Genomic DNA, 26,664 nt, shown 5'->3' with positions numbered 1-26,664 from the left:
CCGCGGGCGATGGTCTGCTTCTCCATCTGGCCGTCGGCCCAGTAGGTGTTCAGCGCGGCGGCGGCCGTGACGAAGGCCGGGTTGTTGCCGCGGAAGGTGCCGTTGTGCTCGCCCGGCTCCCAGACGTCGAGCTCCGGCTTGAACAGGGTGAGGGCGAAGGGGAGCCCGTAACCGCTGATCGACTTGGAGACGGTGACGATGTCCGGCACGATGCCGGCCTCCTCGAAGGAGAAGAAGCCGCCGGTGCGGCCGCAGCCCATCTGGATGTCGTCGACGATCAGCAGCATGTCCTGGCGGTGGCACAGGTCCTGCAGGGCGCGCAGCCACTCGGCGCGGGCCACGTTGATGCCGCCCTCGCCCTGGACCGTCTCGACGATCACGGCGGCGGGCTTGTTGAGGCCGGAGCCCTGGTCCTCGAGCAGCCGCTCGAACCACAGGAAGTCGGGGATCTGGCCGTCGAAGTAGTTGTCGAACGGCATCGGCGTGCCGTGCACCAGCGGGATGCCGGCGCCGGCCCGCTTGAAGGCGTTGCCGGTGACCGCGAGCGAGCCGAGCGACATGCCGTGGAAGGCGTTGGTGAACGAGACGATTGCCTCGCGGCCCTTGACCTTGCGGGCCAGCTTCAGCGCCGCCTCGACGGCGTTGGTGCCCGTCGGGCCGGGGAACATGACCTTGTAGGGCAGGTCACGCGGCCGCAGGATCACATTCTGGAACGACTCCAGGAACGCGCGCTTGGCGGTGGTGGCCATGTCCAGGCCGTGGGTGATGCCGTCACGCTCGATGTAGTCGATCAGAGCGCGTTTCAGCACGGGGTTGTTGTGCCCGTAGTTCAGCGATCCGGCACCGGCGAAGAAGTCGAGGTAGGTGTGGCCGTCCTCGTCGTGGAGGTGGCTGCCCTGCGCACGGTCGAACACGGCAGGCCAGCCGCGGCAGTAGCTGCGCACCTCGGACTCGAGGGTCTCGAAGACGCTCAGGGCGGGCGGGGTGATGGTCACAGCGAACTCCAGGGGGTGGGGGTGGGGCGCGAGAGGTCTGGGATCACACGGCGTGCGGCAGGTGCCGGCACGAGGCGCTCGGTGCGCGTCAGACGGCGACCGGGCCTATGCGGTACAGCACTTCCGGCTCGTGCGTCCCCTCGGGGAACAGCCCGCCGTCGAAGAGGACCTCGCGGTGAAGGGATGCTCCGTGGCGCTTGGCGTAGGAGGTGAACAGGGCGTCGGATGCGGTGTTGTCCGGGGTGATGGTGGTCTCGATCTCGCGTACCCCGCGTCCGCCGGCGACCCTGGCGGTCAGCGCGTCCAGCAGGACGCCGGCCAGTCCCCGGCCCCGGTGGGCCAGGTCGACGGCCACCTGCCAGACGACGAGCGCCTCAGGGCGGTCCGGGCGTACGTATCCGGTGACGAAGGCGATGGGCTCGCCGTCGCGGCCGCGGGCCACGACGGAGGTGGCCGCGAAATCGCGACACCACAGCAGGTAGCTGTACGAGGAGTTGAGGTCCAGGACCTCGGAGTCGCGGGCGATGCGCCAGAGCGCGGCTCCGTCCTCCACTCGTGGGGTGTCGATCTCCAGGAATTCGTCTCGGGCTCGTACAAGGTCTTCTTGTGCGGCGGTCATGTCGATTCAATTTACCGAGCAAATTCCGAGATTGCATCGGCCCAGGGGGTTGGGTGGCGAGAGCCGTTGTGTTATCGCGCGGGTGCGCGCTCGACGCCGATCATCGAGCAAACGCCAGCGTTTATGGGGATTTTTCCGGGCAGACCGTGGCCGGTGTGTGGTCGGTCACATGTTGGTAACCCCGTTGACACGTGATCGAATCGCCCCCTGAACCGATATGAATCTCCACGTTTAGGCGTCTGGATCGGGGGCAGCAGAATGCGGGGAGCTACTCACTGGAATTCGCTCTCCGTATTTATGTTTGTCGCACTGCCCAATATGAATGCAAGTTTTCGAAAAGTACCCCGGACCGGTTACTTCCAGCTTTCGTCGACCGCCCGGCGCGCGGCCCGAGGATCCACCGGCACGTCGTTCCCGGCCAGCGCGCCGCCCAGCGCCGCGAGCGAGGACAGCACCACGTCGCGGCTCGCGTCCACAACGTAGTGGTTCACCCGGATCATCTCCGCGGCCAGCGCGCCGCCCCCGGCGACCAGGGGCAGCGACGCGTCCTCGGCCAGCGCCTTCGCCACCACGTCCCGGGCGTCCACCCCGGACGGGACGCGCAGCGTCGTCGCCACCGGCGCCGCGTCCCGCGCCTCGTGGACGTACGGGGCGAGGCCGCCGCCCAGCGCGAGCGCGCCCGCCCGGGTCGCCGCGGCCGCGGCGGCGTGCCGGGCGGCCACCGTGTCCAGGCCCTGGGACTCGATGCGCTCGACGCACGCCTCCAGTGCCAGCATCTCGAGCTGCGCCGGCGCGTGCGGCAGCGCCCTGCGGCCGCCGTCGATCCACCGCTGCTTCCAGTCGAGCAGGGACAGGTAGGAGGCGCGGGGAGCGGCCGGATTGGCGGCGATCCGCTCCCAGGCGCGCTCGCTCACCGAGACCGCGGAGACGCCCGCCGGGCCGCCCATCGCCTTCTGCGCGCCGATCACGCACAGGTCCACGCCCCAGGCGTCGGGCAGCAGCGGCTCCGCCGCCACGGAGGCGACCGCGTCCAGCATGAACAGGGCCCCGTGCGCCCGCACGACCTCGCCGATCGCGGCGACCGGGTTGGTGTTCCCGGTCGCGGCCTCCGCGTGCACCAGCGAGACGAAGTCGATCTCCGGGTGGTCCGCGAGTGCCCGCTCGACCTGATCGGCGGTCATCGCCGTGTGGAACGGCACCTCGAGGTCCACGACGTTCGCCCCGCAGTCGCGCAGCCAGTTGCCGAAGGTCTGCCCGTAGGGCCCCGTGACCACGTTCAGCGCCGTCGAGCCGGGGTGCGCGCCACCGCGGATGCAGCCCTCCAGGGGCAGCAGCGCCTCGCCCTGCATGATGATCACGTCCTGCTCGGTGCCGAGCAGGGCCGCGACCCTCCGCTCGACGGCGGCGAAGCGCGCGGCGGTCAGCGGGGGCAGGTCCAGCAGCGGGTGTGTCACGGCGGTGCTCTGTTTCTCTCGGTGCCGAAGCCTCTCCCGACGCCGAGGCTCTCGGTGCCGAAGCTCTCGGTGGCGAAGCGGGGTTCGGACAGTGTTCGGGCGCTGGCTCGAGACTACCGACGGCCTCGTAGAGTTCCTGACATGAGCGATCACACGGTGCTGCATGTGAAGGGGCGGGTGCTCGTCGGGCCCGAGGAGGTGCGGGACGAGGTGTGGGCGGTGGACGGCCGGATCACCTTCGAGCGCCCCCGCGCCGAGGCGGTCACCGTGCACGGCTGGGCGCTGCCCGGACTCGTCGACGCCCACTGCCACGTCGGCCTCGACCGGCACGGCCCGGTCGACGCCGTGACCAGCGAGAAGCAGGCCGTCACCGACCGTGAGGCGGGTACGCTGCTGATCCGTGACGCGGGGTCGCCCTCCGACACCCGCTGGATCGACGACCGTGAGGACCTGCCGAAGATCATCCGGGCCGGCCGGCACATCGCGCGCACCCGCCGCTACATCCGCAACTACGCCCATGAGATCGAGCCCGAGGACCTGGTGGCGTACGTGGCCCAGGAGGCCCGACGCGGCGACGGCTGGGTCAAGCTCGTCGGCGACTGGATCGAACGCGACGCGGGCGACCTGACCGCCTGCTGGCCGCGCGACGCGGTGGAGGCGGCCATCGCGGAGGCGCACCGCCTGGGCGCCCGAGTCACGGCGCACTGCTTCGCGGAGGACTCCCTGCGCGACCTCGTGGAGGCGGGGATCGACTGCATCGAGCACGCCACGGGGCTCACCGAGGACACGATCCCGCTCTTCGCGGAACGTGGCGTCGCCATCGTCCCGACCCTGGTCAACATCGCCACCTTCCCCTCTCTCGCGGCGGGCGGGGAGTCCAGGTACCCCGCATGGTCGGCCCATATGCGCCGGCTGTACGAGCGCCGCTACGACACCGTGCGCGCCGCGTACGACGCCGGCATCCCCGTCTTCGTCGGCACGGACGCGGGCGGCTCCCTGGCGCACGGCCTGGTGGCCGCCGAGGTCGCCGAGCTGGTGAAGGCCGGCATCCCGCCGCTCCGGGCCCTGTCCGCGACCACCTGGGGAGCCAGGGCCTGGCTGGGGCGGCCGGCGCTCGAAGAGGGCGCTCCGGCCGACCTGGTGGTCTACGACGAGGACCCGAGGGCGGATGTCCGGGTGCTCGCCGCGCCGCGCCGGGTGGTCCTGAACGGGCGGGTCATCGACTGAGGGGCCGCCGGCGTTCGGCCGGCCGGGACGGGCCGGCGCCGTGCGGCCCGTCGCCCGGTCGGCCGACGGGCCGGCCGACGGGCCGGCCACGTCGCCGGGTTGACCGGCCGTGACCCCGCGCCTCGTTGAAGCGCCTCACGCGCGCCCCCGTCGGCGGCCCGGCGCACCACCCCGGGACCGTGCGGGACGGCCCCCAGGGGAACGCGCGTACCTCCAGATTCGAATGCGGGCTCGGAAACCCCACTTTGGAGTGAACTCACCGCAGGTGTCTGTCGGTTCACTCGGTGTGCGTAAAAGATTCCGGTGTCTGGTCGCCGCCGTCGACGTGTCCCCGTCGGACGGCCGGCGACGCCATGTCTCCGTGGGGGTTCCACCACCTTGAACAGCAACACCTTCCGCATGCCCGCACGCAGGGCCGCCGCCGCGATCGCGGCCGTCGCGCTGGGCGCCGCACCCCTGGCGCTCGCCGCCCCGGCGCACGCCACCGGCGGCGGCGAGGGCCGCGCCACCGCGGTCGTGCTCCGCGCCGGCCTGGACGTCTCCCTGCTCGACAAGACCGTGCAGGTGCCCCTGAAGGCCACGCTCAACGAGGTCCAGGCGCCCGCGAGCGCCGAGAAGACCGCGCTGAGCGTCCAGTTGGACGGCGTCGAGGAGGGCAGGCCGATCCAGCTGCTGCGGGCCGACGTGGCCACCTCCAGGGCCACCGTGGAGAGTGGCGGGGCCGAGGCGCACAGCAACCTGGTGAACGCCCGCGTCCATGTCCCCGGCCTGCCGCTGCTGTCGCTGATCGAGGTCGAGAAGGTCACCTCCAAGGCCGTCTGCGCGGCCGGGGAGCAGCCCGTCGCCGAGTCGAACGTCCTCGGCAAGGTGAAGATCCTCGGCAAGAAGGTCACGCTCACCGCGGGCGGCCCGACCCGCGTCACGGTGCCGAACGTGGGCGAGGTCAGCATCGAGTTGTCGAAGACGCACACCACGTCCCGCACGGCCGCCGCGACGGCGCTGCGGCTCGACGTCGCCGTCGATCCGCTGAACCTGAACGTGGCGGAGGTCCAGGGCGAGGTCACCCTCGTCGAGGCCACCTGCGAGTCGCCCGACGCGCCGAAGACGCCCGAGAAGCCCGCCGAGCCCGGGACGCCCGCCGAGTCCGCGCCTCCGGCGGAGGGCGTCTCCGCCCAGTCCGGTGCCGAGCCCGCCCCGGAGAACCTCGCGGAGACCGGCGGCAGTTCCACGACCCCGTACCTCGCGGGCGCCGCGGCCCTCCTGCTCGCCGCCGGCGGCGCGGCGACGTACCTCGGCCGCCGCAGGTCCAGGGGCTGACGGCCCGCCGCACCGGCCGGGTCCCTCAGGAGGGGGAGGGGCCCGGCCGCGCGGTGGACGCGCGCGGCGTCAGTGGCCGACCATCGCCAGCGCCTGGTCGAGCGCCTGCAGGAACCGGTTGGTGGTGACCCGGTCCCGTACAGCGAGGCGCAGCCAGTCGTCGTCCAGTCCGGGGAAGGTGTCCCCGCGCCGGGCCGCGAAGCCGAGCAGCCGCAGCCGCTCCCGTACCTGCGCCGCGCGCCGCACCCGGACGAGGACGAACGAGCTCTCGGCCGGCTCCACCGCCCGCACCTCCTCGAACTCGGCCAGCCCCGCCAGCAGATGAGCCCGGTCGGCCGCGATCCGGCGCGCCGCCTCCTCCGCCTCAGCCAGCGCCGCCTGCCCCATGCACGCCTCGGCGGCGACCAGCGCCGGCGTGGACACCGGCCACAGCGGCTGCGCCCGCTCCAGCGCCGCCGTCGTCTCCGGTTCCGCGAGCACATAGCCGACCCGCAGTCCCGCGAGCCCCCACGTCTTGGTGAGGCTGCGCAGCACCACCACACCGGGCAGGTCGGTACGCCCGGCCAGTGACTCCCGTTCGCCCGGCACCGCGTCCATGAACGCCTCGTCCACGACCAGCACCCGTCCCGGCCGGGCCAGCAGGGCGATGTCCTCCGCCGCGTGCAGCACCGACGTCGGATTGGTCGGATTGCCGATCACAACCATGTCCGCCTCGTCCGGAACGGCCTTCGGATCGAGCCGGAAACCCTCGTCCTCGCGGAGCAGCAGCCGCCGCACGGTGTGCCCGGCGTCCCGCAGCGCCGCCTCCGGCTCCGTGAACTGCGGATGCACGACCAGCGGCCGCCGCACCGGAAGAGCGCGCGCCAGCAGGACGAACGCCTCCGCCGCGCCCGCCGTCAGCAGCACCCGCTGCTGTGGCAGCCCGTGGCGGCGGGCGACGGCGGCACGCGCCGCCCGGCCGTCCGGGTACGCGGCGAGCGAGCCGAGCGAGTCGGCTATCCGCTCGCGCAGCCAGTCCGGCGGCGTCCCGGCCCGGACGTTCACGGCCAGATCGGTCAGTCCCGCGGCCCCGTCCCGCACTTCCGCGTCGCCGTGGTGGCGCAGATCGTGCCCGCCGAAGCTCTGCCCCGGCTCCTCTGGGGGCTCCGGGTGCTCAGCGCGCGCGTACATGGCTGCCGTGCCGTGGTGGGGGAGAGCTGGTCACGGATGTCTCCTCGGTGTGGGGGAACGATGAGAGTTCGAACGGTGGGAGAGTTCGAACGGAGGGTGAACACACGTACGACGGACATCATGGCGCGTGAAGCCGGATCGCGGCAGTGGCCCGGGGGTTGCGGCCGTTCGCGCACGTCACCTCCGGCAGTCGGCCGCCCGCCTCACCGCCGGCGGGCGACCGCACACGTCGCCCCCGGCGGCCGGCCCACCGGGGCCGACCGCCGCTTCGGTACGAGCAGTTCGCCGCCCTCCGCCAGCGCCGCGGCCTCCGCGACCGACGGCGTCCCGACCGCACGCAGGGCGGCCGGTGACGGGTTCGCCACCGGCACCCGCGCCAGCCGTCCGGCGCCGTACGCCAGCAGCGGCACGCCCAGCCGCTCGGCGGCGCCCACCAGACCGGGCTCCGCCGCCTTCGCGTCGACGGTCGCCAGCGCCACCACGTCGGCCGGGGACAGCCCCGCGTCGCGCAGCGCCCCGACGACCAGCGAGTACACCTCGTCCACGGGCACACCCCGCGAGGCGCCGACGCCGACGACCAGGCTCACGGTCCGCGTCATGCGGTGCTCCTTCGGGGGACGGCCGGTGGCGGGTCAGACGGGTAAGGCGCCGGGTACCGGAAGGCTCCCCGGACCGCCGGGCAACGATCGGGCCACGCTCATTCCCGGCACGCCGCCACGAACCGGGCCGCCACATCCGGCCGCGACGCCCAGTGGGTGTGCAGATAGCTGGCGTGCACACCCCGCTGCACGAACCCCTCGACCCGGCGCTCCGGCCGCACCATGCCCCACGCCGGCGCCGGCCCGGCGCCCGGCTCGAGCACCGTGCGGTGGAACTCGTGCCCCCGTATCCGCGTTCCGGCGGCGGCGAGCGGACTGTCGCCCGCCGCGACGGCCTCGCGGTAGCCGAGCGTCAGCCGGCCCGACATCCGCGCGTCGGCGTCCAGCACCCCGCACATCGGCTTCCCGTCCAGCGACCGGGCCAGATACAGCAGCCCGGCGCACTCGGCGGCGATCGGCGCCCCGGAGCGCGCCAGTTCGGCGACCTCCTTGCGCAACGGCTCGTTCGCGGACAGCTCGGGCGCGTACACCTCCGGGAAGCCGCCGCCGATGACGACACCACGGGTGCCCTCCGGCAGCCGCTCGTCCCGCAGCGGATCGAACCCCACGACCTCCGCCCCGGCGGCCCGCAGCAACTCCACATGCTCCGCATACGAGAACGTGAACGCCGCCCCGCCGGCGACCGCGACCACCGGCGGCCGCGTGCCGCCCGCGGGCAGCGGCTCGTCCACGCCCGCCGCCCACGGCGTCTCGTGCAGTGCGGGCGCGCTGCGCGCCAGCGCCAGCAGCGCGTCCAGGTCGCACCCCAGCCGGACCTGCTCCGCCATCGACGCGACCGCGTCCACCGCGTCGGCGTGGCGTTCGGCCACCGGTACGAGCCCGAGATGCCGTGACGGCGTCGCCACCTCGGCCGCCCGCCGCAGCACGCCCAGCACCGGCACCCCCGACTCACCGAGCGCCTCCCGCAGCAGATGCTCGTGCCGGTCCGTGGCGACCTTGTTGAGGATCACCCCGCCGATCCGCACATCCGGGTCCCACGAGGCGAACCCGTGCACCAGCGCCGCCACCGATCGTGACTGCGACGACGCGTCCACGACCAGTACCACCGGTGCCCGCAGCAACTTCGCGACCTGCGCCGTCGACGCCAGTTCGCCCTGGTCGGCGGCGCCGTCGTACAGCCCCATCACACCCTCGACCACGGCGAGTTCGCAGCCGAGCGCCCCGTGCAGGAACAGCGGGGCGATCAGGTCCGTGCCGCACAGGTACGCGTCGAGGTTGCGGCCGGGCCGCCCGGTGGCCAGCGCGTGGTAGCCGGGGTCGATGTAGTCGGGGCCGACCTTGTGCGGCGACACGGCGAGACCCCGCCCGGCGAACGCGGCCATCAGGCCCGTCGCGACCGTGGTCTTGCCCGCCCCCGACGACGGCGCCGCGATGACGAGACGTGCTACCACTCGATGCCCCGCTGGCCCTTCTGACCCGCGTCCATCGGGTGCTTGACCTTCGACATGTCGGTGACCAGATCCGCGAAGTCGATCAGCTTCTGCGGCGCGTTGCGGCCGGTGATCACCACGTGCTGGGTGCCGGGCCGCTCGCGCAGCACCTCGATCACCTCGTCGGTGTCGATCCAGCCCCAGTGCAGCGGATACGCGAACTCGTCGAGCACGTACAGCTTGTGCGTCTCGGCGGCCAGGTCCCGCTTGACCTGCTCCCAGCCCTCACGGGCCTTGTCCTCGTTGGACTGCTCGCCCTCCGCGGGCTCGCGCTGGATCCACGACCAGCCCTCGCCCATCTTGTGCCAGGCGACCGTGCCGCCCTCGCCGCTGGCGCCCAGCACCTTCAGCGCGTTCTCCTCGCCGACCTTCCACTTCGCCGACTTCACGAACTGGAACACCCCGACCGGCCAGCCCTGGTTCCACGCCCGCAGCGCGAGCCCGAACGCGGCCGTCGACTTGCCCTTGCCGATGCCCGTGTGCACGAACACCAGCGGCCGGTTGCGGCGCTGACGGGTGGTGAGGCCGTCGTTCGGTACGACGGACGGTTGTCCCTGCGGCATTAAGCGGCCCTCCTGGTGGCGGATACGTCCCGGACGTCCTTGACGAGCCCGGCGATCGATTCGGCCCGCAGCTCGTCGAGCGTCACGGCGCTGCCGCCGAGCGACCCGGCGAGCCTGCCGGCCAGCCCGAGCCGTACCGGCCCGGTCTCACAGTCCACGACGACGGCCGCGGTCCTCTCCGCCGCGTGCAGCCGCGCCGCGCGCAGCGCGGACGCGAAGGCGTCCCCGGCGCCCGCGCCGGTGGCACGGCCGTCGGTCACCACCACCAGCAGAGGACGGCGCGACGGATCCCGCAGCCGCTCGATGCGCAGCACGTCCTGGGCCTTCAGCAGCCCCTCCGCGAGCGGCGTACGGCCGCCGGTCGGCAGCGACTCCAGCCGCGCCGCCGCCGCGTCCACCGACGAGGTGGGCGGCAGCGCCAGCTCCGCGCCCCTGCCGCGGAAGGTGATCAGCCCGACCTTGTCCCGCCGCTGGTAGGCGTCCAGCAACAGCGACAGCACCGCGCCCTTGACCGCGCCCATCCGCTTCCTGGCCGCCATCGACCCCGACGCGTCCACCACGAACAGCACGAGGTTCCCCTCACGCCCCTCGCGGGTCGCCTGCCGCAGATCGTCCCGGCGGACCACCAGCCCCCGCCCGCTGCGCCCACGGGCGCGCTGGTGCGGCGCGGCGGCCTGCACGGTGGCCGCCAGATGCAGCTTCGTGAGCGCGCCCCGCGGCCGCCGTGCGCCGGTGGTACGGCCCTGCTCGGTACGCGCCCGGGACCTGCGCCCCGCCGCGCCCTCGCCGAGACCGGGGACGCTCAGCATCTTCGTGCGGAACGGCTCCGCGGCCCGTACGGGCTGCTGCTCGGCGCCGCCCCCGGCACCCGGCGCGGGTGCCTGACCCGTGTCCGGCTCGGACCCGGCCGCGTCTCCCGCGTCCGGCTCACCGCCCTGCGGCGGCACCCCGCCACCACCGCCGCCGGGCCCGCCCTCCGGACCGGGGTCCGGGTTCGGGTCAGGGTCGGGCTCGGGGTCCGGCTCGTCGTCCCCGCCGAACTCGTCCAGCGTCTCGTCGAGCTTGTCCTCGTCCAAACCGGGAGCGTCGAACGGATTGCGCCGCCTGCGGTGCGGCAGCGCCAGCAGCGCGGCCTGGCGCACGTCCTCCTCCGTGACCTCGTCCCGGCCCGCCCACGCCGCCAGCGCGGTCGCCGTCCGGGCCATCACGATGTCGGCCCGCATACCGTCGACCTCGAACGCCGCACACGTGGCGGCGATCTGACGCAGCGCCACGTCACCGAGCACCACGCGCGGCAGCAGCTCCCGCGCCGCCAAGATCCGCTCGCGCAGCGCCTCCTCCTCGCCTGCCCAGCGCGCCGCGAAGCCGGCGGGGTCGTCGTCGTACGCGAGCCGGCGCCGTACGACCTCCACCCGCAGCTCGGGGTCGCGCGAGGCGGCGACCTCGACGGTGAGTCCGAACCGGTCCAGCAACTGGGGCCGCAGCTCGCCCTCCTCGGGGTTCATGGTCCCGACGAGCAGAAAGCGGGAGGCGTGCCGTACGGAGACGCCTTCACGCTCGACGTACGAGGCGCCCATCGCGGCGGCGTCCAACAGAACGTCCACGAGATGGTCGTGAAGCAGATTCACCTCGTCGACGTAGAGGATCCCGCGGTGCGCGTCCGCGAGAAGGCCGGGCTCGAACGCCTTCACGCCCTCCGAGAGCGCCCGCTCGATGTCCAGCGCACCCACGAGCCGGTCCTCGGAGGCGCCCACGGGCAACTCGACCATGCGCGCGGGCCGCGCGGTCGCCGCCCCGGCCTCGTGCGGGCCGTCCGGGCACGAGGGGTCCGGCGCGGCGGGCGCGCAGGAGAAACGGCAGCCGGCGACGACGTCGACATCGGGGATCAGCGAGGCGAGGGCACGTACCGCGGTGCTCTTGGCGGTGCCCTTCTCACCTCGCACGAGCACACCGCCGACCGCCGGACTGACCGCGTTGAGCAGCAGGGCCAGCCGCAGATCGTCCATCCCGACGACCGCGGTGAACGGATAGGGGGTGCTCATCCTTTGATCACTCCTTTGCGGGAGTCGCGCAGACGGCGCGACTCGCTTGGTTTCCGCCGAGCGCGGCGGGCGGTGAGAGAGCGGGGAGAGGGTCTGCCGCGGGAGCGGCCCGCGCCCGCCGCCCCGGGGGCCGTCACGGCGCCCCCGGCGGCACGAACGGCAGTCCCGCCGGCGCCCCGTCCTCGATCAGCCGCAGCAACGCCCCGGTGTCCGCGTGCTCTTCGATCAGATCGCCCAGCCGGTCGAGCTGCTCCTCCCGCAGCGCCCCGAAGCTGGTGTCCGGCGCGGGCACGAAGCGCCGCCCCGCCCGCGCCGCGACCTCCCGCAGGAAGGCCCGCCGGAAGCCGTCGCTCTCCAGCGACCCGTGCCAGTGCGTCCCCCACACCGCGCCCACCCGGCAGCCGTCCAGGAAGGGCTCGCCGCCCAGGACCTCGGCGACACCGTGATGGATCTCGTAGCCCTCGACCCGCTCCCCGAGCGCCTCGCCGACCGGTCTGGCCAGGCACTTTTCGCGCGCGAACCGCACCCGTACCGGCAGCAGCCCGAGCCCCGCGACCTCGCCGGCCCTCGACTCGACGTCGTCCTCGATGTGCTCGCCGAGCGCCTGGAAGCCGCCGCAGACGCCCAGCACCGGCCGGCCTTCCGCCGCCCGCCGTGCCAGGGCGTCCGCCAGCCCGCGTTCCCGCAGCCACGCCAGCGCCCTGACCGTCCCCCGGGTGCCGGGGACCACCACCAGGTCGGCGTCCACGAGCTCCTCCGCGCGGTCCACGAACCGCACCACGACGCCCGGTTCGGCCGCCAGCGCGTCCACATCGGTGAAGTTCGACATCAGCGGCACCGCGCACACCGCGACCCGCAGCACGTCCTGGCCGACGGGCGCGGCGACCACCGACTCCCGTACCGCGCCGCGCAGGGACACCCTCAGGCCGTCCTCCTCGTCGATGCCGAGTCCGTGCGCGTACGGCAGGACACCGTAGGTCGGCCGTCCGGTGAGGCTGCGCAGCATGTTGAGCCCCGGCTCCAGCAGCGACACGTCGCCGCGGAACTTGTTGACCAGATACCCCGCCACGAGCGACTGGTCCTCGGGGCTCAGCAGCGCCGTCGTACCGAAGAACTGCGCGAACACCCCTCCCCGGTCGATGTCGCCGACCACCAGCACCGGCAGCCGGGCCGCCCGCGCGATGCCCATGTTCACGATGTCCGTGCGCCGCAGATTGATCTCGGCCGGACTGCCCGCCCCTTCACAGATCACAGCGTCGTACGTGCCCCGCAGCTCATCCAGGCACGCCATGACCGGTTCGAAAAGCTCGCGTTGCCGGTTCCCGTGATAGCCCCTCGCGCTCATCTCGCCGACGGGCCTGCCCATCAGCACCACTTGGCTGGAGCGGTCGCCGCCGGGCTTGAGCAGTACGGGGTTCATCAGCGCGGTCGGCTCCACGCGGGCGGCCTGCGCCTGCATCGCCTGGGCCCGCCCGATCTCCGCGCCCTCACGCGTCACGAACGAATTGAGGGACATGTTCTGCCCCTTGAACGGCGCGACCTTCACCCCCTGCCGCACCAGCCACCGGCAGATCCCGGCCGTGACGACGCTCTTGCCCGCGTCCGAGGTGGTTCCCGCGACCAGCAGCCCACCGCTCATGCCCGTCTCCGTTTCAGTGCCCCAGCGCCGAGCCGTGCGCCCGCGCAGACCGCCAGGGCCAGCAGCCCCACTCGGCGCGAAAGCCGCACCGCCCGACCGATGTCGCCGAACTCCACCGCGCGGCCCTCCCCGCACAGCACCGGCCGGTGCTCGACCCGGCCGCCGTAGGAGAGGGTCCCACCCAGCCGTACGCCGAGGGCGCCCGCGAAGGACGCCTCCACGGGGCCCGCGTTGGGGCTCGGGTGCTTGGCGGCATCCGCCCGCCAGGCCCGCACGGCGCCTCGCGGGTCCGGCCCGCAGAGGGCCGCCAGCACGGCGGTCAGCCGGGCGCCGGGCCAGCCGGCGACGTCGTCGAGGCGGGCCGAGGCCCAGCCGTAGCGCCGGTAGCGCGGCGACCTGTGGCCGACCATCGCGTCCAGGGTGTTCACCGCCCGGAAGCCCACCAGCCCGGGCACGCCCGCCACGGCGCCCCACACGAGGGCGCCGACGACCGCGTCCGAGGTGTTCTCGGCGACGGACTCCACGACGGCGCGGGCGATCTGCTGCTCGTCCAGTGCCTGCGGGTCGCGGCCGCACAGATGGGGCAGCCGCTCGCGCGCGGCCTCGACGTCCCCGGCCGCCAGCGCCTCTCCGACGGCCGCGGCCTCGCGGCCGAGCGTCGTGCCCCCGACGACGGCCCAGGTCGCGGCGGCGGTCAGGGCCAGCGAGGCGGCGGGGGAGCGGCGTACGGCACGGGCGGCCAGGGCCGCCACGGCCACGGCTCCGCCGGCGCACACCGCGGTGTGCAGGGCGCCCCGGCCCCGGTGGTCACGCCACAGCGCACGCTCGACGGCGCCCGCGGCCCGCCCGAAGACGGCGACCGGGTGCCCCCGGCGGGGATCGCCCAGGAGCCGGTCGCCGACGAGGCCGGCCGCGGCGCCGTACAGGAAGATCCGGTCGGCGCGCACGTGATCAGCCGTCCGAGGGGAGATGTCCGCAGGGACGGGATCCGAGAGGCAAGGCAGGCAGTGCAGACAGGGCAGTACCGCGGCCGGGCATGGCAGGAGTCCTCACTCAGGGTCCGCGCCCTGGTTCGACGTGACCGGCGGCGAGAGTTCCTGGCTCCCCGGGGTGGTGTCCCCGGGTGACAGTGGCGGGACCGCGCCGGATTCGCACCGGACTTCCTCTTCTGCCGCCGTAGATGGCCCCGGCAGTCCACCATGTGCGCGAACGCCCGTCAACTCACCCTTGACCTGCGGCGGGACAGTGTGCGCAGTCCCACACGGGCGCACACGCGAAGGCCGGGCCGGACGCGCCCGCAGGTGCGTCCGGCCCGGCCTCCGTGCGGATACGGGACGTCAGGTGACGATCAGATAGATCCCGTAGGACACCGCCGCCGCGCAGAGCGCGAAGCACGCGTACGCGCCGGTGCGGGTCAGTACGGCGGAGCCGGCGGTCTGTGTGCCGGACCCCTGCTTGCTCAGGCCCACGATGCCCAGGGTGAACAGGCCCACCAGGGCGACGGTGGCGACGAGGCTCACGCCGAACACGGAGCCGAGGGCTACCCAGTCGATCTTCATGCTGCTGCTTCCTTACACCGCGGCCGGACGGACCGGCTCGGGGTCGGCGGGGGCCGGGACAGTGGTCTTCAGTTCGCCGGCGGGCGGCGGGGTGACGGCCGTGACGGCGTCCGTGACGACGTCCGCGGGCTCCTCGGTGTCGACGTCGTTGACGTTGGTGTGGTCGACGACCTGACGGCGCGAGATGAACCAGATCGCGATGCAGGAGCCGACGAGGAAGACGGCGACGGCCGCGACACCCCAGCCGCCCTGCTTGGTGACGTACTCCGACATCGCCGCGACGAGTCCGGCGGCCGGCAGGGTCAGACCCCAGGCCACGAACATCCGGGTGGCGGTCGACCAGCGGACCACGCCGCCCTTGCGGCCGAGGCCCGCGCCCATGACGGCGCCGGAGCAGGAGTGCGTGGTCGACAGCGAGAAGCCGAGGTTCGAGGAGGCGAGGATGACGCTGGCCGCGCTGGTCTGGGCGGCGAAGCCCTGCTGCGGCTGGAGGTCCGTGAGGCCCTTGCCCATGGTGCGGATGATGCGCCAGCCGCCGAGGTAGGTGCCGAGCGCGATCGCCACACCGGCCGAGACGATGACCCACATCGGGGGGTTGGACCCGGGGGCGAGGACATTGCCGGCGACCAGGGCGAGCGTGATGATGCCCATGGTCTTCTGGGCGTCGTTGGTGCCGTGCGCCAGGGAGACGAGACCGGCGGATGCGATCTGACCGGCGCGGTACCCCTTGGCGGTGGCCTTCGCGTCGGTGTTCCTGTCGACCCGGTACGTCAGCCGCGCCGCCAGCATGGCGGCGAGACCGGCCACGACGGGCGCGGCGATGGCCGGGATGAGCACCTTGGTGACGACGACGCCGCCGTTGACCCCGGCGAAGCCGACCGAGGCGACCGTGGCGCCGATCAGACCGCCCATGAGGGCGTGCGACGAACTGGACGGCAGGCCCACCAGCCAGGTGAGCAGGTTCCACAGGATGGCGCCGACGAGCGCCGCGAAGATGACTTCAGGTGTGATGCCTGATTCGTCGACCAGTCCGCTGGAGATGGTCTTGGCGACCTCCACGGAGAGGAAAGCGCCGACGAGGTTCAGAACGGCGGACATGGCCACCGCGGTCTTCGGCTTCATTGCGCCGGTCGAGATGGTCGTCGCCATCGCGTTGGCGGTGTCGTGGAAACCGTTCGTGAAATCGAACACGAGCGCTGTCACGATCACGATCGCGAGCAGCAGTGTGATGTGTTCCATTTACCCAGGCAATCGTTTGACGTCATTGACGCGAGGACCGTAGGCAACCTGAATGAACGGAAGGTGAACTGGGTCGGACTTCGCGGTGTCCCCAAGTGGGGTCGGCTGATTCCGCTTGTCCGATTTTCGGCCCCGGTGGCGCTCACAGCAGCCACTCGAACACCCTCCGTGTCGCCGAGGCCGCGCACCCGGCTGGCAGGATCGCCGCCATGACTGATGAGGCGACCGGTGCGGCGACCGGCCAGGCACGGCGGAACGGCATCGAGCAGACCTGGCGGGAGCTCGTGGACACCGCCCGCAGAACGGCGGCCGAAGGACTCGTCGTCGGCACCTCGGGCAACGTCTCGGTCCGGGTCGGCGAGGTGGTTCTTGTCACGCCGAGCGGAGTGCCCTACGACCGGCTCACGGACCGCGACACCGTCGCTGTCGACCTCGACGGCACGCAGGTCCTCGGAGTTCTGAAGCCCACCAGCGAACTGCCCCTGCACCTGGCGATCCACCGCGAGACCGGCGCGCGCGCCGTCGTGCACACCCACGCCGTCCACGCGACGGCGGTCTCCACGCTCGTCCCCGAACTCCCGCCCGTCCACTACATGACCGCCGCCCTCGGCGGCCCGGTCCGCGTCGCCCCCTACGCCCTCTACGGCACGGACGAACTGGCCCGGAACATGCTCCACGCCCTGCGCGACCGCACGGCCTGCCTCCTCCAGAACCACGGGACGGTGACCTACGGCGACACCCTGCCCCAGGCGTACGACCGCACGGCGCAACTGGAGTGGATGTGCCGCGTCTGGCTCACGGCCGCCTCCGTCCCGGGCCATACCCCGAACCTCCTGACCCCACCCCAACTGGCCGCGGCGGCCACCCGCCTCGCGGGCTACGGCCAGGGCTCTTCCTGACTGCTGCGCGGTGCCCGCCCGGCTCCCCCCACTGGCCCCCACCCGCGCCCGCCCCGACACTGGACCCGTGCGCCCCGCTACAGCGACGGCAGCGGCCGTCACCACACTGATCGGCGTCGGCGCGGCCGCAGTCGCGGCCGGCCGCTACGCGAGCCACGCCGCGCTCCGCGGGGCCCGAAGGCCACTGCCGGGCGATCCCCGGCTCACCGTCCACGCCACCGCCCCCGGCCGCGTCGTGCTGACCCGCAGCCTGGCCTCGATGCGCCCCGGCACGTACGGACTGGAGGCGCCGGGCGTTCACGCGGTCGTGGGCCCCGTCCTCGACGGCGTCGCGCACGACGCGGACACGGTCGTGCGCCGGCTCGTGCGCGTCACGGAGGGCGGGCTGGAGCCCGGCACCCGGGTCCGGCTCACCCCGCAGGTGCACAAGGGCGACCCGTCCGCCGCGCTCGGCATCGAGCACTCCGACATCCTCGTCCCCGGCGAACTCGGCGCACTCCCCGCCTGGTTCGTGCCAGGCGCCCGGGCCACCTGGATCATCGCCGTTCATGGTCTCGGCACCACCCGGGAGCACACCCTGAACGTGCTGGACTTCCTCCTCGGCCAGCAGTTCCCGGTGCTGTCCCTCGCCTACCGGGGCGACGAGGGCGCCCCCCGGTCCCCGGACGGTCTGGGCCACCTCGGCGACTCCGAGTGGCGCGACCTCGACGCGGCCGTCCGGCACGCCGTTCGCCACGGCGCCGAGCGCGTCATCGTCCACGGCTGGTCGGTCGGCGCCTCGATGGCCCTGCACGCCGCCGCCAACTCCGGCCTGCGGGACCGGATCAGCGGTGTGGTGCTGGACTCGCCCGTGCTCGACTGGGAGGCGACCGTACGCGGCCTCGCCGCCGCCCGCAGGACCCCCGCCGCGCTGCTGCCGCTGGCGGTGCGGGCCGCGCAGGGCCGCACCGGGGCGGGGTACGGCGACCGGCTCGCCGAAGCCGTCGACCCGCGGTCGCTGGGCGTGCCGACACTGATCTTCCACGGCCCCGACGACTCCCTGGCCCCCTGGCACCGCTCGCGGGAACTCGCCGACCGGCGTCCCGATCTGGTCACCCTCCACACGGTCCCGCAGGCTCCGCACGCCGCCATGTGGAACGCGGACCCCAAGGCGTACCACGAAGTCCTTCGCCGCTTCCTCACTCCCCTGATGTAAGTGCAGGCCGGGAGGGTGCGCGGACCGGCCCGCAGGGTTCCGTTTGGGCTTTCGGCCTGTCAACGGGAAGACTGCACCCTGTGACGTCCCGAAAGCCTGATGAGCAATTGGCGCGCAACTCCAGACTTAGTCTTGTCCGCCCGCGGTCCCTGGCCACCGCACGAAGGGCCGTGACGACCCGGCGCACGCGTCCGTCGCCCCGGCCGCCGGAGGGCACGCCCGCCCCCGCCGAGCTCGCGCGCCAGGCGCGGGCGGTGCTCGCCGACGCCGTGCGGGTCGCCCGCTGGGCGGCCGTGGAGCGCGGTCCCGGCGCTGCCAGCTCGATCGCGGAGGCACGGGAGCGGGCCGCGGCCGCGCTGGACATGTCCGCGGACCAGGTACGGGCCGGCTGGGACCGCGCCCGCCTTGCCGGTCTGATCGAACTGCACGGCGAGACGGCCCGCCCCGGCTGGCGGCTGCGCGCCTGGGACCGGGACGACATGGCCGTGCTGCGCGGCTGGGTCGCCCTCTTCGACGCCTGGTCACTGGTCCACCCGGTGCCCGGGTACGTCGCTCCCGCCACGGTCGCCGAGGTGGTCGAAGCCGTACCCCAGGTGCTCTCCCTCCTCCAGCTGTCGGCCGGACCCGTGCTCAAGCCGGCCCTCGCCGACCTGCTCCAGCAGCGCGTCGCCGAGCTGCGCGAGGAACGCTGCGAGGTTCCCGACGGCACCCGGCCGGAACCGGCCACCGGACCGGCCCCCGACGAGGCGCCCGTTGCCGCGCTCCTCGACTGGGCACTCGAAGGACTGTCGGCCGTCGGCGCCCTGACCCTCGAGCGCGGCCAGGCCACCCTCACCCCGCTCGGCAACTGGGCGGTCTGGGTCAAGCTGGAGCAGATCTGCGTCGCCGCGCAGAGCCCCGCGGGCAACATCGAGCAGTCCGCGGAGGACATGCTCCGCGGTTGCGCCCGCCTCACCCCCGGCCCGGCCCGCGCCGAGTACCGCGCCTGGCTCGCGGCACGCACCGTCTCCAGCGCCGTCGCCGAACTGCTGGCCGTCGCCCGGGGCGAGGACGCCCTGCTGCGCGGTCTGGCCTTCGAGGCGCTGCGCGTGGTCGGCGCGCCCGCGGAGAGCGAGGTCCGCGCGGCCGCCGCTGAACCGTCCCTGCGCCCGTACGCCCTGCTGTGGCTGGCCGAGTACGAAGGAGCGGACCCGGACGACGCGGCCGACGTCCTCACCCGCGAGGAGGCGACCTGGCTGTGGGTGGACACCGCGGCCGCCGTCGCCGACCACGGTGAGCCGCAACTGCTGCTGCGGCACCTCGACTCGGCGGTCCAGGGCACGGTCCCGGCCCTGCTCGACGAGGTCCGCGCCGGCGGTCACCCCCGTACGGTCCAGGTCCTGGTCGCCCTCGCGGCCGCCCACCCGGACCCGGCGCTGGCCAAGGCGGTGCGCAGGGCCGCCTTCCAGGTGCACACCGGCGGCGTCTGACCCCGTCGCCCCGGCGCGGGACGCGGCGGGGCAACGGCGAGGTCTACGCGGCCCCCGCCGACCCCGGCGCGTACGTACCGAAGCTCCAGACGTTGCCCTCGAGGTCGCGGGCCATGTAGTCCCGCGATCCGTAGTCCTGGTCGGTCGGCGGCATCACGATCTCCGCGCCGTGCTCCACCGCTCTGCCGTGGTGCGCGTCGACGTCGTCGACATGCACGAACACACCGGTCGGCCCCGCGCCCTCCATCAGCTTGTCGAACGAGCTGCCGGTGCCCTTGCTGCCCAGCATCACCATGCCGTTCCCGTACGTCAGCTCGGCGTGGGCCACGCCGCCGTCCTCGCTCTCGTACACCGCGTGCTCGGAGAAACCGAAGGCCTCGGTGAGCTGTCTGATCGCGGCCTTGGCGTCCGCGTACACCAGCGTCGGACAGATGCTCGGCGACCGGTCCATGGCGACCACTCCTCAACTTCCTCGACGACAGGGATGTGATCTGCGTCTCAGTCTGGCATCCGCCACTGACAACGCGGCTGTGCCGCACGTGCAGGCGGCCCGCGTCGTCGCCGGGCTGAGAGGCGCCCGTCGCCCCGTCCGGCCGGGAAAAACACTTGCACCGTCCCGTTAGACTGGGCCGTATGGCAATTCTCCTTGTGCATTAGACGGCGTAGAAGCGTCTGCCGCCCGTCCCTTCCGCCGTCCATACCGCCCTGGAGTTTTCCCCTTGATCACCGCATCCGGTATCGAGCTGCGCGCCGGCGCGCGCGTCCTCATCGAATCCGCTTCCTTCCGCATCGCCAAGGGCGACCGCATCGGCCTCGTCGGCCGCAACGGAGCGGGCAAGACCACGCTCACCAAGTGCCTCGCGGGCGAGGGCGTCCCCGCCGGCGGCGCCATCACCCGGTCCGGCGAGGTCGGCTACCTCCCGCAGGACCCGCGCACCGGCGACCTCGACGTCCTCGCCCGCGACCGCATCCTCTCCGCCCGCGGTCTCGACACCCTGATCCGCAAGATGCGGCAGAACGAGGAGCGCATCGCCGGCGGCCAGGGCGCCACCCGCGAGAAGGCGCTGCGCCAGTACGAGCGCCAGGAGACCGAGTTCCTCACCAAGGGCGGGTACTCCGCGGAGGCGGAGGCGGCCACCATCGCCGCCGCGCTCGGCCTGCCCGACCGGGTGCTCGGCCAGCCGCTCCATACGCTCTCCGGCGGCCAGCGCCGCCGTGTCGAGCTCGCCCGCATCCTCTTCTCGGACGCCGACACCCTGCTGCTCGACGAGCCCACCAACCACCTCGACGCCGACTCCATCGTCTGGCTGCGCGACTATCTGAAGACCTACCGCGGTGGCTTCATCGTGATCTCCCACGACGTCGACCTCGTGGAGACCGTCGTCAACAAGGTTTTCTATCTCGACGCCAACCGCGCCCAGATCGACGTCTACAACATGGGCTGGAAGCTCTACCAGGCGCAGCGCGAGGCCGACGAGAAGCGCCGCAAGCGCGAGCGGCAGAACGCCGAGAAGAAGGCCGCCGCCCTCAACTCGCAGGCCGACAAGATGCGCGCCAAGGCCACCAAGACCGTTGCCGCGCAGAACATGGCCCGTCGCGCCGAGCGCCTGCTGGCCGGCCTCGAGGACGTCCGCATGGCCGACAAGGTTGCCAAGCTCCGCTTCCCGGAGCCCGCGCCCTGCGGCAAGACGCCGCTCAGCGCGGAGGGCCTGTCCAAGTCGTACGGCTCGCTCGAGATCTTCACCGACGTGGACCTCGCGATCGACAAGGGCTCCCGCGTCGTCATCCTCGGCCTCAACGGTGCCGGAAAGACGACGCTGCTGCGCCTGCTCGCGGGCGTGGAGACGCCGGACACCGGCCAGGTCACCCCGGGCCACGGCCTCAAACTCGGCTACTACGCCCAGGAGCACGAGACCCTGGACCCCGACCGTACGGTCCTGGAGAACATGCGCTCCTCCGCGCCGGACCTCGATCTCGTCGAGGTCCGCAAGACGCTGGGCTCGTTCCTCTTCTCCGGCGACGACGTCGACAAGCCCGCAGGGGTGCTCTCCGGCGGCGAGAAGACGCGGCTCGCCCTGGCCACCCTCGTGGTCTCCTCCGCCAACGTCCTGCTGCTCGACGAGCCCACCAACAACCTCGACCCGGCCAGCCGCGAGGAGATCCTCGGCGCGTTGCGCACCTACAAGGGCGCGGTCATCCTCGTCACGCACGACGAGGGCGCGGTCGAGGCACTCGAGCCGGAGCGGATCATCCTGCTCCCGGACGGCGTCGAGGACCTGTGGGGCGCCGACTACGCGGACCTGGTCGCCCTGGCCTGACGGCCCTCCGGACGGGTCCCGCACCGGCGCGGGACCCTGCCGGGGCCCTCTGCGCGGCCTCCGTATGGATCTCCGTATGGATCATTCGGCCTACGAGTGATCCATCATCTGTGTGAGGGCGTCTCGTATCGCGGCGTGGCGGCTGGTGCACCGCGGCCGCCGGGGCCGCTGCGGAGGTGCCTCTCTCGCAGCACCTCTGACCTGGCCTTTCCGTCGCGGTCCGATTCTGAGACCGGCCTGCGCCCGACCGGAATGAGGCATTCCGTTCGTGGTGGCCTCCTACCGCAGGGCAAAGCGTTCCGTACTGACCTTGTCGAATGGGTGGCCAGGACGCCCGGGAGGGGTGATCATGGGAATTCCAGAGCGCACTTCCCATGAGGAGGCACGGGTGGCCGAGACTCTGAAGAAGGGCAGCCGGGTAACCGGCGCCGCGCGCGACAAGCTCGCGGCAGACCTGAAGAAGAAATACGACTCCGGTGCGAGCATCCGGGCGCTGGCCGAAGAGACCGGCCGCTCCTACGGATTCGTCCACCGGATGCTCAGTGAATCCGGAGTCGTCCTGCGAGGGCGCGGCGGAGCGACGCGAGGCAAGAAGGCCGCATCGGCCTGACGGTCCCCGTCGTACGAGGCTGTTTCTCCGGTCCGTCGGTTCCACGGCGAGCGCCTGGTCGGTCCCAGGACCGATCAGGCGGTTACCGTGCAGTAGCTTACCCTTCGTGACACGAAGGGTAAGCCAGACTGCACCGAACCGGAGGCGCCTCATGACTTCGCTCGACCCCGTACTCGACAAGGACGGCGTACGGCTCACCGTCGAAGACACGGTCGCCACGGTGACCCTGACGAACCCGGACAAGCGCAACGCCCAGAACTTCGCGCTGTGGCGGGCGTTGGCGCAGGCCGGGCAGTCGCTGCCGGGCAGCGTGCGGGTCGTCGTGCTGCGCGGCGAGGGCAAGTCCTTCTCCGCCGGCCTCGATCGGCAGGCCTTCACGCCCGAAGGCTTCGACGGCGAGCCGTCCTTCATCGACCTGGCACGCGGCACCGACGCGGAGATCGACGCGTCCATCGCCGAGTTCCAGGAGGCGTTCACCTGGTGGCGCCGCAACGACATCATCACGATCGCGGCGGTCCAAGGACACGCGATCGGAGCCGGCTTCCAGCTCGCCCTCGCCTGCGACCTGCGGGTCGTCGCGCAGGACGTGCAGTTCGCCATGCGCGAGACCGCGCTGGGCCTCGTCCCCGACCTCACCGGCACGCACCCGCTGGTGTCCCTCGTCGGCTACGCCCGCGCGCTCGAAATCTGCGCGACCGGCCGCTTCGTCCACGCGGAGGAGGCCGAACGCACCGGCCTGGCCAACCTCGTCGTCCCCGGCGACGAACTCGACGCCGCCGTACGGGACCTGGCGTCGGCGCTCCTCGCCGCGCCGCGGGACGCGGTGATCGAGACGAAGGCGCTGCTGCGGGGGGCGGCGGACCGCTCGTACGACGACCAGCGCGCGGCGGAACGGGCGGCGCAGGGGCGCCGGCTGCGCGACCTGGCGGGGCTCGCGGACTGACGTTTTCCCCTCCCGGGGCAGAGCCCGGTTACGAGAAGGCGGAGTGGTCACGGCAGGGCCGTGACCACCACCGTCACGGCCCGGTCGTCGCCCAGCGCCGCTCCCACCGCGCCCCGCACCGCCCGTGCCACGTCCAGCGCCCGGTGTCCCTCCGCCGCCGCCAGTTCGACGCGGACATGGTCCGGCGCCGAATGCACCGCCGTGCCCAGCGTCGCCGTCAGGTACGCCACCCCCGGGGTCGAGGCTGCGGCCGTGCCCGCCGGGTCGGACGGGGCCTCGGCCGCAGGCGGCTTGGGCGGCGGGCGCTCCTCCGGGGCCGCGTCCAGCAGCCGGGTCACCCGCAGATCGACGACCGTGACCGCAAGGCCCAGATCCTCCACCGCCGCGTCGAACAGCGCGCTCCGCAGCGCAGCCGTGAGCGCCGGCAGCGGCTCGTCGAGGTCCCACACCGCCACGTCCGCCCCGATCCGGAGCGGCCCCGGAGGCAGCGCCGCCGGCGGGGCCGGCGCCGTCGGGTCCTCGGCCGCCGAGGGGTCGGCCAGGGAGAGCCGTACGTCGTCCAGCGCGGCCCCCGGCACCGAGGCCGCCGCACCGCGCAGCACCGCGACGGCCGCCGACTCGGCCAGCCAGGCGCCGTCCGCCGGACCGCCCAGCGCGAGGAGTCCGCCGAGCCCCAGCACCCTGCGCACCCGCCGCCGCACCGCATCGGGAGTGGTCATTGCACCAGCCTGCCGCATCCCCGGAGCGGATGGGGGCAAGCGCGCCTAATGTGGGCAACGGGGTAACCAACCGCCCGGAAAGGACCACAGCGATGACCGAAACACCTGGGCGCAGTCAGCCCACGACGTCCGGAGACGAGCTGTCGGGTTCCAGCGACGCGAACCGGCGGCCCGGCGGCAAACGCCTTCCCGAGCCGGGAGCCCGCGGCCGTACCACCATCGCCGACGGCGTGGTGGAGAAGATCGCCGGACTCGCCGCCAGGGATGTGCTCGGCGTTCACGCGATGGGCGGCGGGCTGTCCCGTACGTTCGGCGCGGTGCGCGACCGGGTGGGCTCCAGCAGCAGCAAATCGAGTGCCACGCGTGGCGTGAAGGCCGAGGTCGGCGAGGTTCAGACCGCGCTCGACCTCGAGATCGTCATCGACTACGGCGTCTCCATCGCCGATGTCGCCCGCGACGTCCGGGAGAACGTCGTCTCCGCCGTCGAGCGGATGACCGGGCTCGAGGTCGTCGAGGTCAACATCGCCGTCGGCGACGTGAAACTGCCCGAAGAGGAAGAGGAAGAGCCGGAGCCGCGACTCCAGTAGAGGAGCCCAACATGAGCATGGCGGTGGTCGGACTGTTGGCCGGCATGGCCCTCGGATTCGCCGGATACTTCGGCGGGTTCGGTGCGTTTCTGCTGGTGGCGGCCCTGGGAGCGGTCGGATTCGTGGTCGGCCGGTTCCTCGAGGGCGACCTCGAGGTCGGCGACTTCTTCCGGGGCCGCGAGCGTGGCGACGGGCGGCGGTGACGGACCGTGGCCGTGGATCCGGTGGGGGTGTCGGGCACGCCCGGAGACATGCCCGTGGGGCGGCCGGCACCGGCCGCCCGGGGCGCGACCACCATCGCCGATCGCGTCGTCGCGAAGATCGCCGCGCAGGCGGCACGTGAAGCGCTGCCCAGGACGCCGGAGGGCGGCACACCGCCGCACGCCATGGTCGTCGTGCACCACGACACCGCCCGGGTACGGGTCAGCCTCGAACTGGACTACCCCTCCGACATCGGCGCCCAGTGCGGCGCGGTGCGTCGGCAAGTCGTCCAGCGGGTAAAGGCGTTGGCGGGGATGGAGGTCCCCGAGGTGGCGGTGCACGTCGAGCGGCTGCACTCCGCCCACTCGCGCGGTGCGGCGCAGGGGAGGATTCGATGACCGAACCGGAGAAGCCCACCGGCGCGGGGCCGGGCCCCGACAGACCGACGGAGGCCGGACCGGCCGCGGGGGCCACGGGTTCCGGACCTCCGGTCCTCGAACTGGACCAGTCCGCCTCCGCGTCCGCGTACGACCCGGTGCCCGGGGAGGACGGGGACGGCGGCAGGGCCGGGCGCTTCTGGTCGGTGCGCCGCGTGCCCGCCACGCTGCTGGCACTGCTGATCCTCGGCGGCGCCGGACTGCTGCTGTACGACGTCGCGGCGGTACGGGCCGACCGGCCCGCGATGCGCTGGCGGCGTGCCGTGGCCGACCACCTCGCCGAATGGCGCCTCGACGAGATGGCGATCCTCGCCGCGGCGGGCGCCGTGATGCTCGTCGGCATCTGGCTCGTCGTCCTCGCGGTGACACCGGGCCTGCGGCCGCTGCTGCCGATGCGGCGGGACCGGGCGCATCTGCGGGCCGGTCTCCACCGTGACGCCGCGGCCCTCGTGCTGCGCGACCGGGCCATGGAGGTCTCCGGGGTGCAGAGCGTCCGGGTGCGGATGGGGCGTTCCCGGGCGTCGGTGCAGGCGCGGGCCCACTTCCGCGACCTCGACGACGTACGCGCCGACCTGGACACGGCGCTCGGTGTGGGACTGAAGGAACTCGGCCTCGCCCGGCCTCCGGCCCTGGCCGTGCATGTGGGCAGACCGCCGGCGAAGAAGGGGCGATGACCCGTGCACGAGAAGCTTCGAGCCGTCAACCGTGTGCTCCTCGGTCTCGCCGGGCTGGTGATGATCTGCGCCGGAGGCGCCGTCCTCGCGGCGGGCGCCGGTCTCTCCGTCCCCTCGTGGTGGCCCTACGACGGACCGCACGACGTCCTGCTGAGCGAAGCCGACCGGGCGCGCTGGCAGGACGAGGGCTGGTGGTGGCCGGTCGTCATCGCGGTGCTCGCCCTGCTGGTCGTCCTCGCCCTTTGGTGGCTCCTCGCCCAATTCCGGCGCGCACGGCTGGCGGAGGTCCTGGTGGAGAGCGGCGACGGTGAGGGCGCGCTGCTGCGGGGGCGGGCTCTGGAGGGCGTACTGGAGGATGAGGCGGCGTCCCTGGAGGGCGTCTCCCGCGCCTCCGTCGCACTGGTCGGCCGGCGTAACGCGCCGCGGGCGCGGGTGGTGCTCCAGCTGGAACCCGACGCGGCGCCGCGGGCGACACTGGAGCGTCTCGCCGACGAGGCGGTGGCGCACGCGCGGGACTCGGCGGGGCTGGAGGCGTTGCCGACGGAGGTGCGGATGGGGGTGGCGAGGCATCGGGCGCGGCGGGTGTCGTGACAGGGCGCCGCTGCGCGGGCCGTTTCCCCACCCCGCCCCTTCCCGAACCGGGGGCGCTGCCCCCGGACCCCCGCGCCTCAAACGCCGGCGGGGCTGGAGAATCCAGCC

At 73.2% G+C, this 26,664-nt stretch carries 26 protein-coding genes, 1 pseudogene and 1 riboswitch; of the genes and pseudogenes, 13 read left to right on the top strand and 14 right to left on the bottom strand.

The features are described from left to right. The 3 genes from ectB to ACWD01_RS35310 form a co-directional block, all read right to left on the bottom strand. The coding region (ectB, locus tag ACWD01_RS35320; RefSeq protein WP_451167817.1) for a diaminobutyrate--2-oxoglutarate transaminase at positions 1-995 on the bottom strand (995 nt) is incomplete at its 3' end. An 88-nt stretch (positions 996-1,083) separates the two neighbouring features. Further along, on the bottom strand, positions 1,084-1,614 hold the full coding sequence (gene ectA, locus ACWD01_RS35315; protein WP_451167815.1) for a diaminobutyrate acetyltransferase: 531 nt from the start codon (positions 1,612-1,614) through the stop codon (positions 1,084-1,086). 353 nt (positions 1,615-1,967) lie between these two features. Continuing rightward, a complete protein-coding gene (locus ACWD01_RS35310; RefSeq protein WP_451167814.1) occupies positions 1,968-3,068 on the bottom strand; it encodes a pyridoxal-phosphate-dependent aminotransferase family protein in 1,101 nt (366 codons plus the stop codon). Between the two features lie 141 nt (positions 3,069-3,209). Between ACWD01_RS35310 and ACWD01_RS35305 the strand changes: the two genes are divergently transcribed. Both ACWD01_RS35305 and ACWD01_RS35300 read left to right on the top strand, forming a co-directional pair. After that, a complete protein-coding gene (locus ACWD01_RS35305) occupies positions 3,210-4,295 on the top strand; it encodes an amidohydrolase family protein (RefSeq protein ID WP_451167812.1) in 1,086 nt (361 codons plus the stop codon). A gap of 378 nt (positions 4,296-4,673) precedes the next feature. Next, complete coding sequence (locus tag ACWD01_RS35300; RefSeq protein ID WP_451167810.1) at positions 4,674-5,612, top strand: SCO1860 family LAETG-anchored protein; 939 nt, start codon at positions 4,674-4,676, stop codon at positions 5,610-5,612. A 69-nt stretch (positions 5,613-5,681) separates the two neighbouring features. Here ACWD01_RS35300 and cobC read toward each other — a convergent pair whose 3' ends face one another. The 9 genes and pseudogenes from cobC to ACWD01_RS35255 all read right to left on the bottom strand — a co-directional run bounded on the left by cobC (position 5,682) and on the right by ACWD01_RS35255 (position 15,913). Then, positions 5,682-6,782, bottom strand: a complete 1,101-nt coding sequence (cobC, locus tag ACWD01_RS35295; protein ID WP_451167808.1) for an Rv2231c family pyridoxal phosphate-dependent protein CobC — start codon at positions 6,780-6,782, stop codon at positions 5,682-5,684. Between the two features lie 209 nt (positions 6,783-6,991). Then, positions 6,992-7,381: pseudogene (locus ACWD01_RS35290) on the bottom strand (cobalamin biosynthesis protein); the annotation flags it as partial. A 98-nt stretch (positions 7,382-7,479) separates the two neighbouring features. Further along, positions 7,480-8,832 carry a cobyrinate a,c-diamide synthase gene (locus ACWD01_RS35285; RefSeq protein ID WP_451167806.1) on the bottom strand — a complete coding sequence of 451 codons (1,353 nt, stop codon included), beginning with the start codon at positions 8,830-8,832 and terminating at the stop codon, positions 7,480-7,482. Continuing rightward, a complete protein-coding gene (gene cobO, locus ACWD01_RS35280; RefSeq protein ID WP_356898740.1) occupies positions 8,826-9,434 on the bottom strand; it encodes a cob(I)yrinic acid a,c-diamide adenosyltransferase in 609 nt (202 codons plus the stop codon). The genes ACWD01_RS35285 and cobO overlap by 7 nt, the downstream gene beginning before the upstream one ends. Then, positions 9,434-11,476: a putative cobaltochelatase gene (locus tag ACWD01_RS35275; protein ID WP_451167804.1), complete on the bottom strand. Its 2,043-nt coding sequence runs from the start codon at positions 11,474-11,476 to the stop codon at positions 9,434-9,436. Before ACWD01_RS35275 ends, cobO begins: the two co-directional genes overlap by 1 nt. Before the next feature lie 133 nt (positions 11,477-11,609). Beyond that, the gene (locus ACWD01_RS35270) at positions 11,610-13,115 is read right to left on the bottom strand and encodes a cobyric acid synthase (protein WP_451167802.1); all 1,506 of its coding nucleotides are present in this window, start codon (positions 13,113-13,115) and stop codon (positions 11,610-11,612) included. Further along, positions 13,112-14,062 (bottom strand): cobalamin biosynthesis protein, encoded by a 951-nt coding sequence (locus ACWD01_RS35265; protein ID WP_451167800.1) that lies wholly within the window; start codon positions 14,060-14,062, stop codon positions 13,112-13,114. The genes ACWD01_RS35270 and ACWD01_RS35265 overlap by 4 nt, the downstream gene beginning before the upstream one ends. Before the next feature lie 123 nt (positions 14,063-14,185). Beyond that, positions 14,186-14,321, bottom strand: a riboswitch (cobalamin riboswitch). Between the two features lie 131 nt (positions 14,322-14,452). Beyond that, complete coding sequence (locus ACWD01_RS35260; protein WP_451167798.1) at positions 14,453-14,674, bottom strand: hypothetical protein; 222 nt, start codon at positions 14,672-14,674, stop codon at positions 14,453-14,455. Positions 14,675-14,686: 12 nt separating this feature from the next. Then, on the bottom strand, positions 14,687-15,913 hold the full coding sequence (locus ACWD01_RS35255) for an anion permease (protein ID WP_451167796.1): 1,227 nt from the start codon (positions 15,911-15,913) through the stop codon (positions 14,687-14,689). Between the two features lie 209 nt (positions 15,914-16,122). Between ACWD01_RS35255 and ACWD01_RS35250 the strand changes: the two genes are divergently transcribed. The 3 genes from ACWD01_RS35250 to ACWD01_RS35240 all read left to right on the top strand — a co-directional run bounded on the left by ACWD01_RS35250 (position 16,123) and on the right by ACWD01_RS35240 (position 19,476). Further along, a complete protein-coding gene (locus ACWD01_RS35250) occupies positions 16,123-16,812 on the top strand; it encodes a class II aldolase/adducin family protein (protein WP_451167794.1) in 690 nt (229 codons plus the stop codon). A gap of 67 nt (positions 16,813-16,879) precedes the next feature. Further along, on the top strand, positions 16,880-18,007 hold the full coding sequence (locus ACWD01_RS35245; protein ID WP_451167792.1) for an alpha/beta hydrolase: 1,128 nt from the start codon (positions 16,880-16,882) through the stop codon (positions 18,005-18,007). 80 nt (positions 18,008-18,087) lie between these two features. Then, positions 18,088-19,476 carry a hypothetical protein gene (locus ACWD01_RS35240; protein WP_451167790.1) on the top strand — a complete coding sequence of 463 codons (1,389 nt, stop codon included), beginning with the start codon at positions 18,088-18,090 and terminating at the stop codon, positions 19,474-19,476. Between the two features lie 43 nt (positions 19,477-19,519). On the opposite strand, the gene ACWD01_RS35235 is transcribed toward ACWD01_RS35240, so the two are convergent. After that, on the bottom strand, positions 19,520-19,927 hold the full coding sequence (locus tag ACWD01_RS35235) for a VOC family protein (RefSeq protein WP_451167788.1): 408 nt from the start codon (positions 19,925-19,927) through the stop codon (positions 19,520-19,522). 268 nt (positions 19,928-20,195) lie between these two features. On the opposite strand from ACWD01_RS35235, the gene ACWD01_RS35230 reads away from it, so the two are divergent. The 3 genes from ACWD01_RS35230 to ACWD01_RS35220 all read left to right on the top strand — a co-directional run bounded on the left by ACWD01_RS35230 (position 20,196) and on the right by ACWD01_RS35220 (position 23,347). Continuing rightward, positions 20,196-21,794, top strand: coding sequence for an ABC-F family ATP-binding cassette domain-containing protein (locus tag ACWD01_RS35230; RefSeq protein WP_451167786.1), 1,599 nt, complete (start codon positions 20,196-20,198; stop codon positions 21,792-21,794). A gap of 388 nt (positions 21,795-22,182) precedes the next feature. After that, on the top strand, positions 22,183-22,404 hold the full coding sequence (locus ACWD01_RS35225) for a helix-turn-helix domain-containing protein (protein ID WP_005319113.1): 222 nt from the start codon (positions 22,183-22,185) through the stop codon (positions 22,402-22,404). 151 nt (positions 22,405-22,555) lie between these two features. Next, on the top strand, positions 22,556-23,347 hold the full coding sequence (locus ACWD01_RS35220; protein ID WP_451167783.1) for an enoyl-CoA hydratase/isomerase family protein: 792 nt from the start codon (positions 22,556-22,558) through the stop codon (positions 23,345-23,347). A 47-nt stretch (positions 23,348-23,394) separates the two neighbouring features. Here the strand turns inward: ACWD01_RS35220 and ACWD01_RS35215 are convergent, their stop codons facing one another. After that, positions 23,395-24,066 (bottom strand): hypothetical protein, encoded by a 672-nt coding sequence (locus ACWD01_RS35215; RefSeq protein WP_451167781.1) that lies wholly within the window; start codon positions 24,064-24,066, stop codon positions 23,395-23,397. 92 nt (positions 24,067-24,158) lie between these two features. Here ACWD01_RS35215 and ACWD01_RS35210 point away from each other — a divergent pair, with 92 nt between their 5' ends. The 5 genes from ACWD01_RS35210 to amaP are packed head-to-tail and all read left to right on the top strand — an operon-like array spanning position 24,159 to position 26,556. After that, complete coding sequence (locus ACWD01_RS35210) at positions 24,159-24,653, top strand: Asp23/Gls24 family envelope stress response protein (protein WP_451167779.1); 495 nt, start codon at positions 24,159-24,161, stop codon at positions 24,651-24,653. Between the two features lie 11 nt (positions 24,654-24,664). Then, positions 24,665-24,856, top strand: coding sequence for a hypothetical protein (locus tag ACWD01_RS35205; RefSeq protein WP_451167777.1), 192 nt, complete (start codon positions 24,665-24,667; stop codon positions 24,854-24,856). 48 nt (positions 24,857-24,904) lie between these two features. Beyond that, a complete protein-coding gene (locus tag ACWD01_RS35200) occupies positions 24,905-25,252 on the top strand; it encodes a hypothetical protein (RefSeq protein WP_451167819.1) in 348 nt (115 codons plus the stop codon). Further along, on the top strand, positions 25,249-25,965 hold the full coding sequence (locus ACWD01_RS35195; RefSeq protein WP_451167775.1) for a DUF6286 domain-containing protein: 717 nt from the start codon (positions 25,249-25,251) through the stop codon (positions 25,963-25,965). The genes ACWD01_RS35200 and ACWD01_RS35195 overlap by 4 nt, the downstream gene beginning before the upstream one ends. 3 nt (positions 25,966-25,968) lie before the next feature. Next, on the top strand, positions 25,969-26,556 hold the full coding sequence (amaP, locus tag ACWD01_RS35190) for an alkaline shock response membrane anchor protein AmaP (RefSeq protein WP_451167773.1): 588 nt from the start codon (positions 25,969-25,971) through the stop codon (positions 26,554-26,556). Positions 26,557-26,664: the final 108 nt, after the last annotated feature.

The organism is Streptomyces sp. NPDC002835, from assembly GCF_053591995.1.
The sequence above is the reverse complement of the archived record's forward strand: the minus strand, read 5'-3'. Positions and strand labels throughout refer to the sequence as shown.

Bases quoted from the DNA above. Each gene is read 5' to 3' on its own strand.
- ACWD01_RS35305 (WP_451167812.1), top strand. From the start codon at position 3,210: ATGAGCGATCACACGGTGCTGCATGTGAAGGGGCGGGTGCTCGTCGGG.
- ACWD01_RS35210 (WP_451167779.1), top strand. From the start codon at position 24,159: ATGACCGAAACACCTGGGCGCAGTCAGCCCACGACGTCCGGAGACGAG.
- ACWD01_RS35220 (WP_451167783.1), top strand. From the start codon at position 22,556: ATGACTTCGCTCGACCCCGTACTCGACAAGGACGGCGTACGGCTCACC.
- ACWD01_RS35205 (WP_451167777.1), top strand. From the start codon at position 24,665: ATGAGCATGGCGGTGGTCGGACTGTTGGCCGGCATGGCCCTCGGATTC.
- ACWD01_RS35195 (WP_451167775.1), top strand. From the start codon at position 25,249: ATGACCGAACCGGAGAAGCCCACCGGCGCGGGGCCGGGCCCCGACAGA.
- ectA (WP_451167815.1), bottom strand. From the start codon at position 1,614: ATGACCGCCGCACAAGAAGACCTTGTACGAGCCCGAGACGAATTCCTG.
- ACWD01_RS35255 (WP_451167796.1), bottom strand. From the start codon at position 15,913: ATGGAACACATCACACTGCTGCTCGCGATCGTGATCGTGACAGCGCTC.
- ACWD01_RS35260 (WP_451167798.1), bottom strand. From the start codon at position 14,674: ATGAAGATCGACTGGGTAGCCCTCGGCTCCGTGTTCGGCGTGAGCCTC.
- ACWD01_RS35275 (WP_451167804.1), bottom strand. From the start codon at position 11,476: ATGAGCACCCCCTATCCGTTCACCGCGGTCGTCGGGATGGACGATCTG.
- ACWD01_RS35215 (WP_451167781.1), bottom strand. From the start codon at position 24,066: ATGACCACTCCCGATGCGGTGCGGCGGCGGGTGCGCAGGGTGCTGGGG.
- cobO (WP_356898740.1), bottom strand. From the start codon at position 9,434: ATGCCGCAGGGACAACCGTCCGTCGTACCGAACGACGGCCTCACCACC.
- ACWD01_RS35270 (WP_451167802.1), bottom strand. From the start codon at position 13,115: ATGAGCGGTGGGCTGCTGGTCGCGGGAACCACCTCGGACGCGGGCAAG.
- ACWD01_RS35200 (WP_451167819.1), top strand. From the start codon at position 24,905: ATGCCCGTGGGGCGGCCGGCACCGGCCGCCCGGGGCGCGACCACCATC.
- ACWD01_RS35235 (WP_451167788.1), bottom strand. From the start codon at position 19,927: ATGGACCGGTCGCCGAGCATCTGTCCGACGCTGGTGTACGCGGACGCC.
- cobC (WP_451167808.1), bottom strand. From the start codon at position 6,782: ATGTACGCGCGCGCTGAGCACCCGGAGCCCCCAGAGGAGCCGGGGCAG.
- ACWD01_RS35250 (WP_451167794.1), top strand. From the start codon at position 16,123: ATGACTGATGAGGCGACCGGTGCGGCGACCGGCCAGGCACGGCGGAAC.